The sequence below is a fragment of the Polaromonas sp. P3_B1 genome (genome assembly GCF_056402935.1).
Genome location: NZ_JBFUGK010000004.1, coordinates 118,367 through 134,056, shown reverse-complemented (window position 1 = coordinate 134,056; position 15,690 = coordinate 118,367). Strand labels below are relative to the sequence as shown.

20 protein-coding genes are annotated in these 15,690 nt (G+C 64.1%); 6 read left to right on the top strand and 14 right to left on the bottom strand.

What is annotated here, in order from left to right; all coding sequences use genetic code 11:
• The first annotated feature begins 6 nt into the window (after nt 1-6).
• Nucleotides 7-906, top strand: coding sequence for a sulfurtransferase (locus AC1DXS_RS03970; RefSeq protein ID WP_477736278.1), 900 nt, complete (start codon nt 7-9; stop codon nt 904-906).
• A gap of 100 nt (nt 907-1,006) precedes the next feature.
• Here the strand turns inward: AC1DXS_RS03970 and AC1DXS_RS03965 are convergent, their stop codons facing one another.
• The 12 genes from AC1DXS_RS03965 to AC1DXS_RS03910 form a co-directional block, all read right to left on the bottom strand.
• A complete protein-coding gene (locus tag AC1DXS_RS03965) occupies nt 1,007-1,318 on the bottom strand; it encodes a hypothetical protein (RefSeq protein ID WP_477736277.1) in 312 nt (103 codons plus the stop codon).
• A 174-nt stretch (nt 1,319-1,492) separates the two neighbouring features.
• A complete protein-coding gene (locus tag AC1DXS_RS03960; protein ID WP_477736276.1) occupies nt 1,493-1,672 on the bottom strand; it encodes a hypothetical protein in 180 nt (59 codons plus the stop codon).
• 152 nt (nt 1,673-1,824) lie between these two features.
• The gene (locus tag AC1DXS_RS03955) at nt 1,825-3,093 is read right to left on the bottom strand and encodes an FAD-dependent oxidoreductase (protein WP_477736275.1); all 1,269 of its coding nucleotides are present in this window, start codon (nt 3,091-3,093) and stop codon (nt 1,825-1,827) included.
• 72 nt (nt 3,094-3,165) lie between these two features.
• Complete coding sequence (locus AC1DXS_RS03950) at nt 3,166-3,387, bottom strand: hypothetical protein (protein ID WP_477736274.1); 222 nt, start codon at nt 3,385-3,387, stop codon at nt 3,166-3,168.
• A gap of 241 nt (nt 3,388-3,628) precedes the next feature.
• Nucleotides 3,629-3,910 (bottom strand): hypothetical protein, encoded by a 282-nt coding sequence (locus tag AC1DXS_RS03945; protein ID WP_477736273.1) that lies wholly within the window; start codon nt 3,908-3,910, stop codon nt 3,629-3,631.
• Nucleotides 3,910-4,128: a hypothetical protein gene (locus tag AC1DXS_RS03940; protein ID WP_477736272.1), complete on the bottom strand. Its 219-nt coding sequence runs from the start codon at nt 4,126-4,128 to the stop codon at nt 3,910-3,912. The genes AC1DXS_RS03945 and AC1DXS_RS03940 overlap by 1 nt, the downstream gene beginning before the upstream one ends.
• A gap of 162 nt (nt 4,129-4,290) precedes the next feature.
• Complete coding sequence (locus tag AC1DXS_RS03935) at nt 4,291-5,535, bottom strand: type II toxin-antitoxin system HipA family toxin (RefSeq protein WP_477736271.1); 1,245 nt, start codon at nt 5,533-5,535, stop codon at nt 4,291-4,293.
• A complete protein-coding gene (locus AC1DXS_RS03930; protein ID WP_477736270.1) occupies nt 5,525-5,881 on the bottom strand; it encodes a helix-turn-helix domain-containing protein in 357 nt (118 codons plus the stop codon). Before AC1DXS_RS03930 ends, AC1DXS_RS03935 begins: the two co-directional genes overlap by 11 nt.
• A gap of 90 nt (nt 5,882-5,971) precedes the next feature.
• Nucleotides 5,972-6,820 (bottom strand): ZIP family metal transporter, encoded by an 849-nt coding sequence (locus tag AC1DXS_RS03925; protein WP_477736269.1) that lies wholly within the window; start codon nt 6,818-6,820, stop codon nt 5,972-5,974.
• 219 nt (nt 6,821-7,039) lie between these two features.
• The gene (locus AC1DXS_RS03920; protein WP_477736268.1) at nt 7,040-7,951 is read right to left on the bottom strand and encodes a dienelactone hydrolase family protein; all 912 of its coding nucleotides are present in this window, start codon (nt 7,949-7,951) and stop codon (nt 7,040-7,042) included.
• A gap of 134 nt (nt 7,952-8,085) precedes the next feature.
• Nucleotides 8,086-8,886 (bottom strand): fumarylacetoacetate hydrolase family protein, encoded by an 801-nt coding sequence (locus AC1DXS_RS03915; RefSeq protein ID WP_477736267.1) that lies wholly within the window; start codon nt 8,884-8,886, stop codon nt 8,086-8,088.
• A 270-nt stretch (nt 8,887-9,156) separates the two neighbouring features.
• Nucleotides 9,157-10,062: a helix-turn-helix transcriptional regulator gene (locus tag AC1DXS_RS03910; protein ID WP_477736266.1), complete on the bottom strand. Its 906-nt coding sequence runs from the start codon at nt 10,060-10,062 to the stop codon at nt 9,157-9,159.
• A gap of 97 nt (nt 10,063-10,159) precedes the next feature.
• Here AC1DXS_RS03910 and AC1DXS_RS03905 point away from each other — a divergent pair, with 97 nt between their 5' ends.
• The 5 genes from AC1DXS_RS03905 (at nt 10,160) to AC1DXS_RS03885 (ending at nt 13,853) form a co-directional block, all read left to right on the top strand.
• Entirely contained in the window at nt 10,160-10,732 is a 573-nt protein-coding gene (locus AC1DXS_RS03905; RefSeq protein ID WP_007865774.1) for a GbsR/MarR family transcriptional regulator, read from the top strand.
• Between the two features lie 66 nt (nt 10,733-10,798).
• Nucleotides 10,799-11,332 carry a thiol-disulfide oxidoreductase DCC family protein gene (locus AC1DXS_RS03900; RefSeq protein ID WP_477736265.1) on the top strand — a complete coding sequence of 178 codons (534 nt, stop codon included), beginning with the start codon at nt 10,799-10,801 and terminating at the stop codon, nt 11,330-11,332.
• 46 nt (nt 11,333-11,378) lie between these two features.
• Nucleotides 11,379-11,798 carry a hypothetical protein gene (locus AC1DXS_RS03895; protein WP_477736264.1) on the top strand — a complete coding sequence of 140 codons (420 nt, stop codon included), beginning with the start codon at nt 11,379-11,381 and terminating at the stop codon, nt 11,796-11,798.
• A gap of 51 nt (nt 11,799-11,849) precedes the next feature.
• On the top strand, nt 11,850-12,788 hold the full coding sequence (locus AC1DXS_RS03890) for an SAM-dependent methyltransferase (RefSeq protein ID WP_477736263.1): 939 nt from the start codon (nt 11,850-11,852) through the stop codon (nt 12,786-12,788).
• Between the two features lie 15 nt (nt 12,789-12,803).
• Nucleotides 12,804-13,853: an SRPBCC family protein gene (locus AC1DXS_RS03885; protein ID WP_477736262.1), complete on the top strand. Its 1,050-nt coding sequence runs from the start codon at nt 12,804-12,806 to the stop codon at nt 13,851-13,853.
• Between the two features lie 51 nt (nt 13,854-13,904).
• Here the strand turns inward: AC1DXS_RS03885 and AC1DXS_RS03880 are convergent, their stop codons facing one another.
• On the bottom strand, nt 13,905-14,816 hold the full coding sequence (locus AC1DXS_RS03880) for a M28 family peptidase (protein WP_477736261.1): 912 nt from the start codon (nt 14,814-14,816) through the stop codon (nt 13,905-13,907).
• Between the two features lie 211 nt (nt 14,817-15,027).
• Nucleotides 15,028-15,690, bottom strand: coding sequence for a hypothetical protein (locus tag AC1DXS_RS03875; RefSeq protein WP_477736260.1), 663 nt, complete (start codon nt 15,688-15,690; stop codon nt 15,028-15,030).

The window sequence follows — 15,690 nt, the reverse complement described above, 5'->3', positions numbered from 1 at the left end:
CCAAGCATGAGCTACACCACACTGATTTCCGCCGAACAGCTGCAGGCCCTGGTGGCATCGGCCAAACCGCTGCGCATTTTCGATTGCACCTTCGACCTCATGAAGCCGGGCCTGGGGCAGGAACAGTACCTGGCCTCGCACATTCCCGGCGCCGTGTACGCCAACCTGGACACCGCGCTGAGCGCCAAACACGGCGTGCCGGGTGCCCACGGGATCATCACCGCCAGCGGCGCCGACGCGCCCGCGTCCGGCGGGCGCCACCCGCTGCCCAACCGCGAGAAGTTCGCCACTTGGCTGTCCAGTGTCGGTTTCGGCAACGACATGCAAGCCGTCGTTTACGACCGCAACGGCGCCAACTACTGCGGGCGCCTGTGGTGGATGCTCAAATGGGCCGGCCATGAAAACGTCGCCATGCTCGACGGCGGCCTGCAAGCCTGGCAGGCGGCGGGCGGCGCGGTCAACAGCGGCGAAGAGCCCGCGCACTTCCAGGCCAGCTTCCAGCTCGCGCCTGCCGGGGCCACGCTGGTATCGGCGGACACCGTGCTCAGCCAGCTGGGGCGGCCCGCGCAAACGGTCATCGATGCGCGCGCCACACCCCGCTTCAAGGGCGAGGTCGAGCCGCTGGATCCGGTCGCAGGCCACATCCCCGGCGCGCTCAACCGGCCCTTCACCCAGAACATCGCGCCTGACGGCAAATTCAAGCCGGCCGCCCAGCTCAAGGCCGAGTTTGAAGCGCTGCTGGCCGGGCGCGACCCGGCCACAGTGGTGCATCACTGCGGCAGCGGCGTCAGCGCCGTGCCCAACCTGGTCGCGATGGAAATCGCCGGCCTGGGCAGGACCGGCCTTTATGCCGGAAGCTGGAGCGACTGGTGCAGCGACCCGCAGCGCCCGGTTGCCCAGGGTTAAGCGCTCATACCGCCCTCACCGCTTTCAGTTTCCCCAAAGAAAAACGCCACCGGCACACTGCCGAGTGGCGTTTTTTCGCTCACAAGGAGCGATGCAATACTTACTTGGTGCCGCCGCTGGCAGGCGTGCCCGGCGCTGTTGAACCCGAGTTCGACACGGTCGCGCTGGCCTCCGGAGTTGGCGTGGGGCTGGTACCGCTGGCACCGCTTGCACCACTGGTCGAGCTGGACGAACCGGCGGAACTGCTGGTGGAAGGGCTGGACGGCGTGGACGAACTTGAAGAGCTGGAGCTCGACGGTGTCGAATTCGTAGCGCCGGTGTCGTCCACTTTTTTCCCGCAGGCGCCCAGTGCCAGCAGCGCGGCCAGGGCGACAGCCGTTGCGGCAGCGGGTTTGAATTTGGATGCTTGCATGTGTGTTCCTTGTTGAAGATTGTTGAAGATGTGAAAGTCAATCTGTCGATCGGCGAAGTTGGCTGAACGGCAGCCAGACATCAATTTAGCCGTGCCCTGCGGGTATGCCCCATGAGACAGCGACCCAGGGAGCTGTAAGAATTCTTCGATGGGTGCTGGCCGCTTGTGCACGCATCAGTCGGCGCGCGCGTGCCCCGTCAGCCGCAAACGCTTGTGCGGGTTGTCGCGCCGCGCCCCCGAACTCGGGCCGGCGCCGCGGCTGCTTCGGGAGCCGTTGTCGGGCCTGTCGCCCACTTGGCCCTTGGAGGGACTGGGTTCAGGCTTGTGTGCGTGAAGAGTGTCGCTGGTTTTCATGAAAGGTCTCCTCGGCCTGCGGGCCGCCGCGTTGCGCAATCAGTCAGGGGCTCAGGCGCGTGCCCGGCTTGAGCAATGCCTGTTGGCTTCACTCTAAAAGCCCTGCGGCGCGGCAGTTGTAGGCAATGCCTGCCCACGACGTAGGAGTAAGCCTACAAAACCGAGGCGGAAGCCGCGGGCGGCCGCGCCGGCGAGCGAACATGCTCGGGCCGCACACCCACGCCCACCGCATAAGCGGGCAAGGCCTGCAGCAGCGGCCAGCGCTGCATCAGCCGCAACGGCCAGGGCGGCGCCATGGGCGGCGCTTGCGTGCCGCGGCCCGCCAACACCGGGCTGAGCACACGGTTCTGGACGGCCACCTGCGCCGCCTGTGTGAGCCGGGTCGGCAAGAGGCGCCGCTTTTCGACCCGCGCCAAAAATGGCGTCAAGGCCGCCGTGTCCACCCGTGTATCGGCCAGCGGCGCCGCCAGCGTGTTGGCAGCCGCCACCGCATCCTGCACCGCGAGGTTGATACCCACACCGCCGACCGGCGACATGGCATGCGCCGCATCACCTATGCACAGCAGGCCGGGCTTGTACCAGCGTTCCAGCCGGTCCACTGTCACGCTCAACAGCTTGATGTCGTCCCAGCTTGCCAGCGCGTCCATGCGCCCGGCCAGCAGCGGTGCGACCTTCACCATGTCGGCCTTGAAGGCCTCCAGCCCCCGCGCGCGAACGGCCTCAATGCCGCCCTTGGGAATCACATAAGCGCACTGCCAGTAGCTGCCGCGGTCAATCATGGCCAGGAAGATGCCGGTGGTGATGCGCCCGCCCGAGGTGGAAGGATCGCCCGGCAGCTTGGGTAGCCGCATCCACAGCACGTCGATGGGCGCGCCCAGGTCGCGCACCACCAGCCCGGCTGCGGCGCGCACTGTGGAGCGGCGGCCGTCGGCGCCTACGACCAGGTCCGCCTTGACCTGCAGCGGGCCGTCCGGCGTCGTGACGTGCACGCCGGTCACCGTGCCGCCCTCTTCGCTCACGCCCGTGACTTCGGCGTTCTGCAGCAAACGAAAACCCGGGTACAGCTCAGCTTCATCGCGCACGAAATCCAGGAATTCCCACTGCGGCATCATCGCGATGAACTGGCAGCGCAGGCGCAGGCGCTTGAAGCTGGCAAGCACCAGCTCCGTGTCGCCGACCACCGCGCGCATCTCGCTCACCTCGTCATGCGGCCGTGCCAGGAATTTTTCCAGCAGGCCCAGCTCATCCATTACCTGCAGCGTCGACGGATGCACCGTATCGCCGCGAAAGTCGCGCAGGAAGTCGGCATGCTTTTCAAGCACCAGTACGTCTACGCCGGCGCGTGCCAGCAGCAGGCCCAGCATCATGCCGGCCGGGCCGCCGCCGGCAATGCAGCAGCGGACCTTGAGAACTTCGGCCATGGTGTCTCCCTCGAGGAAAAGTCCCCCGACCTTATCGAAGCTTGCCGCGCAGTGCAAGCGCGGAGCAGGCGCTCAAGCCGGCGGCGCGGGGGCAGGACCCGGTTTCAGGCTTGCACCCGGGGAAGCGCCGGATGCGGCACCGACATCGACCTCATCGTGGTTGTGGCCGTCATCATCGACGGCCTGATGGCCATGGTGGGCGTGGTGGGGCTCTTTGGGGCTGAACTCGGGAAATGGTTTGACGACCGGCTGGTGCAGCAGCTCGGCGCCCTCGGGGCTGGTGTCTATCGGCATGTCGGTTCTCCTTGTAGCAGTCAAACCCTGCAGGAAATCCGAAAACGGTTTCCCGCCTGCGTTGCGCATTTCCTCTGCGCCTTGTGACACTACACCGGTTTCGATTTCATTGCCGACAGCGCTTCTTTCGCCTATATCACCGTCATTGGCATGGGCGTGGTCTGCACCTCGCCCGGGTCCGGCGGCGTGTCCAGAGGCGGCAGCGGCTCGGGCGGCGGGACGTTGGGGCTGGTGGCCATGGCTATTTTTCCGTCTTTCCCGCCTTGCGCGGCAGCTCGCGAATCATGGCCTCTCCTTTTTTGTCGCGCCCGTCGGAGGGAAGGTCGTCCTCCAGCGTGGGCTCAGGCTCCTCATTGCCGGGGCGTTTTTTGGCAGCGGCACGCGGCTGCGCCGCTTCGGGCTTTGCGGACTGGGCTTTGGTGATCTGGGTGGGCTCGGCCGGCAGTGTGTGCGCCGGCTCATCGGGCGAGCCCGCGCCCAGCGGTACGCCGCCGTCAGGCGAATGGCCGGGTTTGGTGCCCATCACAATCCCACCACCATGAGAGGCAGGTCGTGCGTCGCCAGCGCCGCCGCGGCCGCCATGCTGGCAAAGACGGTGATGAAAAATGCGATATAGGCCGCTGCACGCGGGCGGCGAACAATACGCGGCTTGTGCTGCGATGCCTGGCGAAACGGCGCGCCGAAAGCAGTCGACGGGCGGAAGGCGCTGGAAACCGAGGTGGGCTCTGAATGGAAGTTCATGGCGGGCCTGCCTTTGCACAAGGGAATAAAGGGCTGGAGGAGGAGGACGTATCGCTATCTTCCTGCTCCGCCCCATCCCGGCCTATAGGTCGCCAAGCCCTGACCTTGTCAGGCGCCGTCTGACAGTGCTGGCGGCCTGGCCGGACCCTCGCCCGCCGCGCGTCAGACAGCGGCGATCCGCTCTGCCTGCATTTGCAGAAATGCGCTTACCCGCCGCATCAGTTCCGCGTCGGCGCCGTATTCCCTCAGCAAAGTCTCGCTGCAACGCCGCACCGTCTCGCGAACATGCGTGACGATGGCCTCCGCCTGGCTTTCGGACAGGCCAAACTGCGCCGCCGCCTGCCGCGCCAAACCCAGGCTTGACTCTGACTTGCCGGGCAAGATGGCCAGCAGCTGATAGCCCGTGTTGCCATTCAGCTGCATCACCAGGTCAAAGGCTGGAGCCAGGCGGTAGCGCCCTTTGCCCACCAAAAGAACGCCGTGGTTCTTCACATGGTCGTCACTGTTGCCCGTCACAAGGTTGAACACCATGCGGCGGTACAGCTCATGCAGGTCCGCCTCGGGTTGACCCGAGATGCGCCGCAGCACTTGGGCCAGTTCCACATAGCTGCCGCCGGCGTTGTCTTCGTAAGCAACGTCCAGCAGGGCCGAAGCCGAAAGGTAATGAAGCCGCCGCTCCTCGTCGATGCGTCCTTCCCTGTCGAATCGCCGCAGCACAAGCGCACGGCCCGTGCGCACGGGAAGCAGAAAAAACTCAGGTACGCTGATGCCGCAGGTTCTGGCTAACGCGAGTGTGGCGGCCTCCAGTACGGCGACATCATGGTCGTCCGCCCGCGCGGGGAATTTGGCGATGCAGCGCTTGCCCTCATGGATAAAAGTGGCCTTGGGACGCGCGCCGCCGAGGGTGCCGCCTTGTAGCAAGGGCTTGAGGCCGGCGGCAGGCTCCTGGCCCATCTCAAGCTGGCGGGCTGCGTTCGCCAGTTCGTCAAGCTGGAATACCGTGGTATCGGGCTGGGTGGCCTCTATGGGCAATGACGCACTGAACACCATGGCACCTACCCGGTCGGCATTGGTCAACAGCAACGCCTCCACATCCGACAGGCCGTGGCCGTATCTGGCCTCGAGCACCTTGCGGCCCCAGCTGCCGGGCAAGGCATCACGAAATGTCAACGGCATGGCGCCGCCGTCACGCAGCCTTCGCTCAGGCAGCTTGAAGACCGCGTCCTGCAGCGGCAGATGGTTCGGGTTGAACGGTTCGGCGTCCCCGCGGCGCAAATACTGGCGGCCATAGGCAAACTCGCCCGACATTACGGCACCACGCTGGGCGAGTTTGAGCACACCCGCCGGCGTGACGTCCGCCGCCGGCTCAAAAGCCAGGCCTACATAGAGGCTGTGCTCAGAAGTCACGGTCGCTTTCGCTGATGGCGCCCGGCCGGCTTGCCGCTGCGCGCTTGCGAACTTTGCGGCCCGCCGTGATGGACGCGGCAAAGTCCGCCGACAGGACGGCCACGCTACTCAGGGAATCCAGCTGGCCCAGCAGCCACAACGCATGCGCCATGACACCGAGGCTGGTACCGGGTTTTCCGGACTCAAGCGCCCGGCAGGTCGTTGGCGAGCAAAACAGGCGCTCGGACATCTCCTCAATCGTCCATTGCTGTTGCTGCCGGTATGCCCGCAACCTTTGCCCGAGTTGGACCAGTGCCTCCCCCGCTTCAGGAGGCAAGCCTCGCAAGGAATTTGACTTCTTAGACATCAATATAACAACTTTTAAGGCACATAAAAGTCATTATATTGTTTAATATCAAGCCGGTCTAGCGCACTAGCGGGTCCAGACGCAGATGCCTCAATGGTGGTGCGCCATCCCGCTGATCAGCGTGACCAGGCCTATGCCTATGGCCAGCCAGGCGATCTGCGCCACGGTTTCGCGCGCGGTCACGCGTTTTTGCAGTTGGGGGATCAAGTCGGCCAGCGCGACGTAGATAAAGCTGCTCGACGCCATGATCAGGAAAAACGGCAAGTAGTCATAAAGCTGGTCGACCAGCGCATAACCGACCACGCCGCCCAGCGCCGTCACCGCGCCGGCCAGCGACACCTTGATGAGGGCGGCGCGCCGGTTGTTGGAGGTCTGGCGCAGCACCACCAGGTCACCCATGTGGTGGGGCACCTCGTGCACCAGCACCGCCAGCGCTGCGACCACGCCCAGCCGCAGGTCCGCCATAAAGGCCGAGGCAATGAGGATGCCGTCGCCGAAAGCGTGGACGCTGTCGCCGGCCAGCACGGCCCAGCCGCCGGTCCTGGCCTCGCCATGACCGTGTCCGTGCTCATGTCCATGGTGGCTGTGCGCGGCATGCACGTGCCCGGTGTGGTCGTGCTGCGCATGTGCCGCCGCCTCGGGGCCGTGATGCCCGCCGCCATGGTGTTCATGGCCGTGATGCCAGAGCTCGGCTTTGTCGAGCAGGAAAAAGAAGACCAGCCCCACCAGCAAAGTGGCGAACAACTCCTTGGCGCCGGCCTGGCTTTCAAAGGCCTCGGGCAGCAGATGCATGAAAGCTGTGGCCAGCAGCGCGCCGGCGGCCAGGCTCAGCATGTGCTGGGTGTAGCGGGTCAGCACGCCGAAGCTCAGCAAGGCCGCCAGCCACACACTGCCTATGCCGGCGGCCAGGGTTCCCATCAAGATTGCTAGCAAAGTCATAGCTACATATGCCCGTATTGACTGGGCCTAAGCCCAAATTGATCAGCCCATGCCTGCAGGGGCAACCCGGAGGTTACACCACAGACGACAAAACCCCGGCCGCAGACATTGAATGCCGCGCCGGGGTTCTTTTAATCTTATCAAGCTTGTCAAGAGGGGCCGGCGAAAAAAGCCGCCAGCCCTCTCAGGCTTGGCGGCTTGCAGCCTGCCAGCAGGGAATCAGGCTACACCGTGGCTCTTGAACCATTCGAGGGCGCGCTTGAAGCCGTCGTCTGCCGCATCCTTGCGGTAGCTCGGGCGGTAGTCGGCATGGAAGGCATGAGGAGCCTGCGGGTAGACCACAAACTCGGAGGCGGCTGCCGCCTTGTTGCCCTTGGCGCCGGCTTCGGCCAGTGCGTCCTTCATCTGGTTGACGGTGGTCAGCGGGATGCCGCCGTCCTGGCCGCCGTACAACCCGAGCACCGGCGCCTTCAGGCCGGCAGCCAGGTCCAGCGGATGCTTGGGCGTGAGGGCCGAGGGCTGGCCGACCAGGCGGCCGTACCAGGCCACGCCGGCCTTGACGTTTTTGCTCTGCTCGGCATACAGCCAGGTGATGCGGCCGCCCCAGCAAAAGCCGGTGATGCCGACCTTTTTGGTGTTGCCGCCGTTGGCGCCTGCCCACTTCACCGCGCCGTCCAGGTCGGCCATGACCTGCTCGTCGGGCACCTTGGAAACGACCTCGGCCATCAGCTTGGCCATTTCGTTGTACTTGCTGGGGTCGCCCTGGCGCGCATAGAGCTCGGGGGCGATGGCCAGGTAGCCGGCCTTGGCGAAGCGCCGCGCAGTGTCGGCGATGTATTCGTGCACGCCGAAAATCTCCTGGATCACCAGCACCACAGGCAAGTTGGTCTTGCCGGCAGGCGCCGCGAAAAACGCGGGCACCTTGAAGCCGTTGACCTCGTAGGTGGTTTCGCCGGTCTTCAGGCCTTCCGAGGAGGTCTTGATCGCGGTCTGCGCCATGATGGGCATGGCGGTGGCGGCATAACCGACGCCCAGGGCCGTTTTGAGCGCGGTGCGGCGGCTGGCGCCGGCTTCGGTGGAGCGCCCGGGCAGCAGCGCGTCGAAGTCTTTTTTCTGGTCGTGTTCAAGCATGGCGGTTTCCTCAAAAATAATTGTTGGGGACAAAGGCAAGCTGTCGGAGTCTATGCGGCCCCGGAAGTTCTTGCCACCGCGGGGCGATGACACGGTGTTTTCCCTTGCCCCGCCCCTCCCCGCAGGCGTGGGCCTCAGACGATCTTGACGCTGAGCTCAGGCAGGCCGTCGATATGGCATTCGATGACGTCGCCCTTGACCACCGGGCCGACGTTTTCGGGCGTGCCCGAATAAATGATGTCGCCGGGGAAGAGCTCAAAAGCCTCCGACAGCTTGGAGATCTGCTCGGCCACCGACCAGATCATGTGGTTGAGCGTGGCCTGCTGCTTGACCTGTCCGTTGACCTTGAGCCAGATCGCGCCCTTGGTGTAGTGGCCGGTCTGCGCCACGGTGTGGATGGGACCTATGGGCGCCGAGCGGTCAAAGCTCTTGCCGATCTCCCAGGGTTTTTTCTGGTCGCCCATGCCGCGCTGCAAATCGCGCCGCGTCATGTCCAGGCCCAGCGCGTAGCCGTAAACCAGGTCCAGCGCCTTGTCCATGGGGATGTTGCGCCCGCCCTTGGCCAGCGCCGCCACCAGCTCGACCTCGTAGTGGTAGTTCTTGGTCAGCGTGGGATAGGGGTGGTCGGCGACCTTGCCGGGCGGCACCACCTGGATGGCGTCGGTCGGCTTCTGGAAAAAGAAGGGCGGCTCGCGACTCGGGTCCGAACCCATCTCGATCGCATGGGCCGCGTAGTTGCGGCCTATGCAGTAGATGCGGCGCACCGGGAACATCTCGGCGCTGCCCGCGATGGGGATATAGGTTCCGGCCACCGCGAAAGGCGTGGCCGGCGCATTGGCCGCCGTGCCGGGCGTGGCGCAGCCGACGACCGCGCCTGTCGCCATCAGGGCGCCTGTTTGCAGAATTCCGCGTTTGCTCATGTCTGGTTGTGTCATAGGTGTCTCCTGGATTAATAAAAGCTGGAGCTTGTTGTCGGCGTTTTTCTCCAACCGTAAAGCTTAGGGCGGACACGGCTTTCCCAGGGGGACGCAATTACGCATTTACCGGACGATTCAATGCAGTGCTGCTGCAGCGCAGCAGATGAATAGATTTACCTAGAGCCGCTCAAAAACCCAGCGAAGCGGTCCTGGCTAGGCGCGTCGCCGCAGACAGTGCTGAAGGCACGGCAAGGCGGCGCAACAACGCCAGGAGGGTTTTTGAGCGGCTCAGGCGCCGGAGATCTTGGCGCGTACGCTGTCGCGATAAGCCTTGGGCGTCTGGCCGAAGCGCTGGCGAAAGCGCCGCGCGAAATAAGCCTCGTCGGCAAAACCCGAGGCATGGGCGATGCTCGCGATGCGCTGGCCGCTGTGCGCGAGTTGCTCCTGGGCAAATTCCAGCCGCCGCTCGGTCACCAGGTCGGTGAAGGTCTTACCGGTTTCCTTTTTCAAAAGGTGGGCGAGGTAGTTGGGCGAGAGAAAAGCGGCCGCTGCCGCGTCGGCCAGCGTGACTTCGCCGGCCAGGTGCTCGCGGATGTAGCGCACCGCGCGCTGCAGGCTGGCGCGCCGGCTGCCCTGCTGCGCCTGGCTGGCCGAAAAGCGCAGCAGGTCGGCTTCGTACTTGCGGCAGACCAGGCCTATCAACTGCAGCATCAGGCCGCGGATCATCTCGATGGAGCCGAAGCGCCGGTGCGCGTTCTCAACCGCGAGCTTGTCAAGCAAGGCCTCTATCTCGGGAAACTCGTCCTCGGAAAAATAAAAATCGGCGTATTCCTGGAACAAAAAGGGCGCCAGCTCGGGCGCGCGCGTCAAGGGCACGTCCTCCAGGTCCAGCGGGTCCACGTCCAGCCCCGGGCGCAAAAACTGCTGCGACATATTGATGATGACGTAGCGCGAGCCCTCGGGGTGCGGGATCACATGCACGCGGTAGGGCAGGATAAAACTCAGGTAGCCGCGCCGGAAGGGCCGCACCGTGCCGGCCACGTTTTGCTCGGTGTCGCCCTGCAGGCTGATCTGGATCTGGAAATACTCATGGCGGTGCGGACGCACCAGCGGCGGCCGCACCAGCTGGGACCGGATGTCGAAATCCAGGTGGTCGGCCCGCTCGGACATGCCGTAGGTCTTGATGTCTGTCATGCGCCGTATTCTCGGACTTAGGCCCGCCTTGTTGTTTCTTTTCCGCATCTTTAATTTCTGTATTGACAGAAATTTCAGACATCGTATAGTCGGAGCCATGGAACTCAGCCCCGTCGCCCGCAAATTTGTCGTCCATTGGGGAGAAATGGGCACCGCCTGGGGCGTGAACCGCACCGTTTCGCAAATCCACGCCCTGCTCTTCTTCCACGGCCGCCCGCTCCATGCCGAGGACATCGCCGACACCCTGGCCGTGGCGCGTTCCAATGTCAGCACCAGCCTCAAGGAGCTGCTGAACTGGAACCTGATACGCGCCACCCACGTGCTGGGCGACAGGCGCGACTATTACGAAACCTCGCTGGACGTCTGGGAGCTGTTCCGCACCGTGGTGCGCGAACGCAAGGAACGCGAATACGACCCGACGGTGCGCATGTTGCGCGAACTCGTGAAAGACCAGGGCTTTGAGGCCGAGCCCGCCGACGCCCAGGACCGCGTGCGCGAAACCCTGAGGCTGATGGAATCGCTGGGCCTGTGGGCCGACGAGATGCTGCGCCTGTCGCCCAACACGCTCGAAAAAGTGCTGCGCATGGGTGCCAGCGTGCAGAAGTTCGTGCGCGGCGACAGCGACGCCAAGCCCATGGACCCTTCGGAGTTGCTGCCGCCTACCTTCTGAAAGGCCGGCTGGCTTTTTTTTGACCATGCATTTCTGTTTGTACTGAAATTTATAAAGGAGAGAAAAGTGACTGCCATCCACGACACCGCCCGCCTCGATCTGGGCAATACGGGCAATGTAGGCAACACCCGCTACGACAGCCTCAAAGCCGATATGGACCCGGCCATCTACCCGCTGACCCTGTATTACGAATCAGCCTGCCCGCTTTGCAATGCCGAAATGAGCAACCTGATGCTGCGCAACACCGAAGGCCATCTGCGCTTTGCCGACGTCTCGGCGCCGGATTTTGCTGACCTGCCTGCGGGCACGACGATGCCGGACTTGCTGGAACTGATCCACGCCCGCAGGGCCGACGGCCGCGTGATCAAGGGTGTGGAAGTTTTCCGGCTCGCTTACGAGGCCGTCGGCCTGGGCTGGGTCAGCACCGCGATGCGCTGGCCGCTGCTGCGCCCGCTGGCCGAACGGGCTTACCCGGTGCTGGCACGCAACCGCCACCGCATCCCGCGCGGCCTGGTGCGCCTGATCTTTGAAGGCGCCGTGCGGCGTGCGGCCCAACGCTCGGCCGCCGCCCGCTGCGACTCCGCCAGCTGCCCGCGTTAAACCAGGCTCGCCAAACAAAGACAAACCCAGAAAGGAAACACCCATCATGGAAGCGCATCTCGATGCCACCCTGTTTTTTGTCTCGCTGCTGGTCGCGGTGGTCGGTCCCATTGTGGCGATCAGCTACCTCAAGCCCATCCTCTACAAGGTGCTGCGCATGCTGTGCGACGCGGACGGCGGCGCGGAGTTCTGGATACGCTGCGCCTACCTGCTGGCCGTGTCGGGCACGCTGCTGCTGACGCTGAGCTTCGGCGAGTTCAGCGACCGCAGCAGCGCCATCGACGCGATGCGGCGCTCGCTGTGGCTGGTGATGGCAGGCGTGTTCGCCACCGTGGCCATCATCTCGCGCAATGTCTGGACGCAGGTGCGCCAATGGATGGCGACAAAGGAGCTGGCCGCCCATGTGCAGAGTGCTCAGCCAGCCGCGCCGTCCGCGCCTGCCATCGCCACTGCCGATGCGCACTGAGGGATGCTCAGCAACAACCAGAACCTGAAAGCACCGTGGACGGAGGAAAAAATGAGCACCACAACACCTGTTGCCTACCGCATCGGCACCTCAAACACCAAGGGCAAGGATGCAAGGCTGGCGGACATCAGGTCCTACTACAACGCCGTGGCCGATGACTACCGCGCCTGGAGCCCCGGCATGAACATGCACTTCGGCTATTGGTCCTGGAAGGTCAATCCCTTGGGCCGCGAGGCCATGCTGGAGCGCATGAATCTGGAAGTGCTGCATCGGCTGGCCCTGCCGCCCAGCGGCGCCGTCCGGCTTGCCGACCTGGGCTGCGGCGCCGGCGCCACGGCCAGGACCATCGTGAAAAACCGCAAGCACAGCACCGTGGACGCCGTCACGCTGGTGGCGCGGCAAATCGTTCAGGGCGTGCAGCTCAACCAGGCCGCGGGCTTGCCCAACCAGGTCCGCTTTCACCTGGCCGACTACGTGAACACCGGCCTGCGTGCGGGCGCATACGATGGGGTGTATGCCCTGGAAAGTGCCTGCCATGCCACCGGGGCCGGCAAGCGAGCTTTGGTGCGCGAGGCCGCACGCCTGCTGCGGCCCGGCGGCACACTGGTGATTGCCGATGCCTTGCGGCGCAACGACAAGCCCCTGCCCGGATTCATGGAGCGGATTTACAGGCTCTGGTGCCGCAACTGGGCGGTCAACGAACTGGCGGAGAAACAGGCATTGCATGCCGCCCTCGCCGGCCATGGATTTACCGATATCCGTTTTGAGGACATCAGCCTGCGCCTGGCGCCCAGCGCCCTGCAGATACCGCTGTTCGCCACGCGCTTTGCATGGCGCGAACTCTGGCGGGCCCGGTTCCGGTTGTCGCCGCTGCGGCGCGGCCACATCATGGCGTCCTATGCGGCCTTCCTGCTGGGCATGTGGCTGCCGGGCTTTGGCTACTACATGGTGACCGCCCGCAAGTCGGCGGATAAGCAAGCATCGCACTAAACCTGTCATACCCCCATGAGCGCAGAACAAGATAAACCCACAACCAATTCCGCCGCGCACGATGGCGCCCTGGCACCGAAAGAGGGACCCGAGTCCTCGGACGGCATGCCGTTTTCAGGCTGGACGCCTTTTCTTGCCGGAGCGCTCAGCGGGCTTCTTTTGCGCCTGACGTTTTCCGGCGCAGCGGGGAGCGCACTGTCGGCCATGGCGGCCGGCTTTGTCTGGTTCGCGCCATTCGCGGTGGGAGCCATCACGGTGTATATGGCCGAGCGGCAAAAGAGAAGAAGCTTTGCCTACTACCTCTTCGCACCAGCGCTGGCGACTTTCGTGTTTGTGCTCGGCAGCCTGGCCATCCTGATAGAGGGGCTGATCTGCGCCATCGTCATCCTGCCGATGTTCACCCTTCTCGGCATGTTCGGCGGCCTGGTCATGGGGCTTGTTTGCAGGCTGACCAACTGGCCCAAGCAAGCGGTCTACAGCATTGCAGCGCTGCCACTGCTGGTGGCGATGGCATTTCCTCAAAACCAGGTGCAGCGCATAGGCAGCGTTGAACGGAGTGTTCTGATACAGGCAACTTCTGCCGAGGTGTGGCAACAAATCAACAACGCACGCGATATCGCGCCCGCAGAGGTCCAGCATGCCTGGGCATACCGCATCGGCGTTCCGCTTCCGGTCAGCGGCATCACGACCGACACGGCTGAAGGCCCCATACGCAAGAGCACCTGGGGCAAAGGCGTTCATTTTGACGAGGTGATACGCCAGTGGGAACCGCAGCGGCATGTGCGCTGGACCTACCGCTTCGCGGAAGATTCATTTCCCGCAGGCGCGCTGGACGACCATGTGAAAGTGGGCGGCGCCTATTTCGACCTGCGCGACACGTCTTACACGCTGACGCCGGAAGAAGGCGGCACACGCCTGCACATCCGCGTGAGCTATCGCATCAGCACGGATTTCGATGCGTATGCGAACTGGGTGGCCCAGCGCCTGCTGGGCAATTTTTCAGAAGTGATCCTGGACATGTACAAGGCACGCAGTGAACATACCGGGAACGCGGCGCTGTCTTGACTGCCGCCGTGCCGGAATGGACAGTGGTGCGGGTGCTGGGGCCGGCGGCAACTAGCGCGACGGCACGGCGGGCCCAGCGTGCTGCATGACCACCGCACGCACGCCTTCAACGACTTTTGCCATGCGCCCGTAATCCAGCCTGTCCGCGGTGTCCTGCGGCGTGTGATAGGCCTTGTTCCTGTAAAAGGCCGTGTCGGTGACCATCATTCCCACATAACCTTCATTCCAGTAATTGAGATGGTCGGAAAAATCGACGCCCACCACAAAACTCGGCGCATTGATGGAATACACCGGCAGGTCCGAGGCCGACTTCATGGCGGCCTTCACCTGGCGCGAGACATCGCCGTCCTCATAAAAGCCCACTAAAGAAATGAAATTCCCCGTAGTCGGGTAAATGGCATTCAGGAGCCGCACGGGATGGTCCTGGCTCCCTGGTTCGTCGCTGAAGTAGCCTATGCACTCCAGCGACAGCATGAGCGAAGCGCGCTTGCCGGACTCGGCGAGTGACCGGGCGTGAACGGCGCTACCCATGTAGGGCGTGCGGAAGAAGGGAGGCTCTTCGTTCGTGTAGACAACCAGTTCCACCCGCTGGCGAAACGACTGGCCCTTGAGCAGCCGTGCCAGCTCAAGCAGCCCCGCTACGCCGCTGGCGTTATCGTCCGCGCCGGGCTGCTCGCCGGCCACGTCGTAATGAGCGCCTACCACCATCACTTCAGGTGTATCAGGGCCCAGCTTCACGACCAGGTTGCGGTAGGGCCGGCCCTCGGCGGTAAAACGCTGACTTTCCACCTTGAGGCCCAACCCGGCAAGCTGCGACTCCAGGTAGGCGGCGGCGCCTTCCAGGCGGGCACCGTTGTCAAAAGCGCGATCCGCAAAATCGGTGGAAAGCTTGCGGACCAGTTGCTCCAGCCTGGCAGCGGACGCGGTTTGCCCAGCCGGCGCCGCCGTTTCACTGGCAGTCACAAAAGGCTGGGTCAATCTGTACCAGGCGTACCCCGCCGTGGTACCCGCCGCCAGCACTGCCAGAGTGGTAAAGACGACAAAAATTTTCCGGGTTCTTCTCATAGGTGGGCCCACGGCAAAGGGACTGGGGACACATTCATGTGCCTTGTCCCAGTTCGGCCCAACGCCGATTTCAGGGAACAGCGACACATCAGATGGTGCAAGGCGTTGTTCAACGCGTCTTCCGCAACGGTGCAACGCGGCGTGACCAGTGCGCCGCTGCGAATGCCAATCCAAGGCCCACGGCAAACAGCACAAAGCCCCAGAGCAGGTACCTGCCTGGCTCCTCGGCGACCTGCCGCCGCACCCAGACCTCGTAATAGTCGCCCTGCTTGCCCGCGCTGAGGGGCAACAGAAGGTAGTAGGCTTTGCCATCCTGCAGGTCGTAGAGGCCCTGCTGCACATAGTGGCTGCCCAGATTCAGGCTTGGGTCGACCGGCCCGCCTTTTTTGCTGCGCCGCAAGCGTTCGCGCTTCCCCATGGCATAAGTCAGGCGCTCGGGGGTGAGCTCCATCAGACCCGGCCCGAAACGCGTGTCGAACTGCCAGGACCAGTCCCGGGTCACGACGGCAATCGGCCCGTCGCGGGGCTGGATGTCCAGCGGCAGAACCAGGGGAACCTCGCCCGTCTTGCTCTTCTGGTGATGCGCGAATTGCTCGCCGCCGGGCAGGCTTGTCACCGGTACGGCGCGCGAATCCCTGGGGCCCGAATGTGCTACGAGATCACCGCCCCACAGAGGTAAATACACCAGGTCAAAGAGCACCAGCGCCAGGCCCAGCAGGGCCACCACCACGCCGGCCTGGGCGCAACGCCTGGCCGCAGGAAAGGACAACAT

Coding starts and splice junctions, on each gene's coding strand:
- AC1DXS_RS03970 (WP_477736278.1), top strand. CDS start 7: ATGAGCTACACCACACTGATTTCCGCCGAACAGCTGCAGGCCCTGGTG.
- AC1DXS_RS03965 (WP_477736277.1), bottom strand. CDS start 1,318: ATGCAAGCATCCAAATTCAAACCCGCTGCCGCAACGGCTGTCGCCCTG.
- AC1DXS_RS03960 (WP_477736276.1), bottom strand. CDS start 1,672: ATGAAAACCAGCGACACTCTTCACGCACACAAGCCTGAACCCAGTCCC.
- AC1DXS_RS03955 (WP_477736275.1), bottom strand. CDS start 3,093: ATGGCCGAAGTTCTCAAGGTCCGCTGCTGCATTGCCGGCGGCGGCCCG.
- AC1DXS_RS03950 (WP_477736274.1), bottom strand. CDS start 3,387: ATGCCGATAGACACCAGCCCCGAGGGCGCCGAGCTGCTGCACCAGCCG.
- AC1DXS_RS03945 (WP_477736273.1), bottom strand. CDS start 3,910: ATGGGCACCAAACCCGGCCATTCGCCTGACGGCGGCGTACCGCTGGGC.
- AC1DXS_RS03940 (WP_477736272.1), bottom strand. CDS start 4,128: ATGAACTTCCATTCAGAGCCCACCTCGGTTTCCAGCGCCTTCCGCCCG.
- AC1DXS_RS03930 (WP_477736270.1), bottom strand. CDS start 5,881: ATGTCTAAGAAGTCAAATTCCTTGCGAGGCTTGCCTCCTGAAGCGGGG.
- AC1DXS_RS03925 (WP_477736269.1), bottom strand. CDS start 6,820: ATGACTTTGCTAGCAATCTTGATGGGAACCCTGGCCGCCGGCATAGGC.
- AC1DXS_RS03920 (WP_477736268.1), bottom strand. CDS start 7,951: ATGCTTGAACACGACCAGAAAAAAGACTTCGACGCGCTGCTGCCCGGG.
- AC1DXS_RS03915 (WP_477736267.1), bottom strand. CDS start 8,886: ATGACACAACCAGACATGAGCAAACGCGGAATTCTGCAAACAGGCGCC.
- AC1DXS_RS03910 (WP_477736266.1), bottom strand. CDS start 10,062: ATGACAGACATCAAGACCTACGGCATGTCCGAGCGGGCCGACCACCTG.
- AC1DXS_RS03905 (WP_007865774.1), top strand. CDS start 10,160: ATGGAACTCAGCCCCGTCGCCCGCAAATTTGTCGTCCATTGGGGAGAA.
- AC1DXS_RS03895 (WP_477736264.1), top strand. CDS start 11,379: ATGGAAGCGCATCTCGATGCCACCCTGTTTTTTGTCTCGCTGCTGGTC.
- AC1DXS_RS03890 (WP_477736263.1), top strand. CDS start 11,850: ATGAGCACCACAACACCTGTTGCCTACCGCATCGGCACCTCAAACACC.
- AC1DXS_RS03885 (WP_477736262.1), top strand. CDS start 12,804: ATGAGCGCAGAACAAGATAAACCCACAACCAATTCCGCCGCGCACGAT.
- AC1DXS_RS03875 (WP_477736260.1), bottom strand. CDS start 15,690: ATGTTGTCCTTTCCTGCGGCCAGGCGTTGCGCCCAGGCCGGCGTGGTG.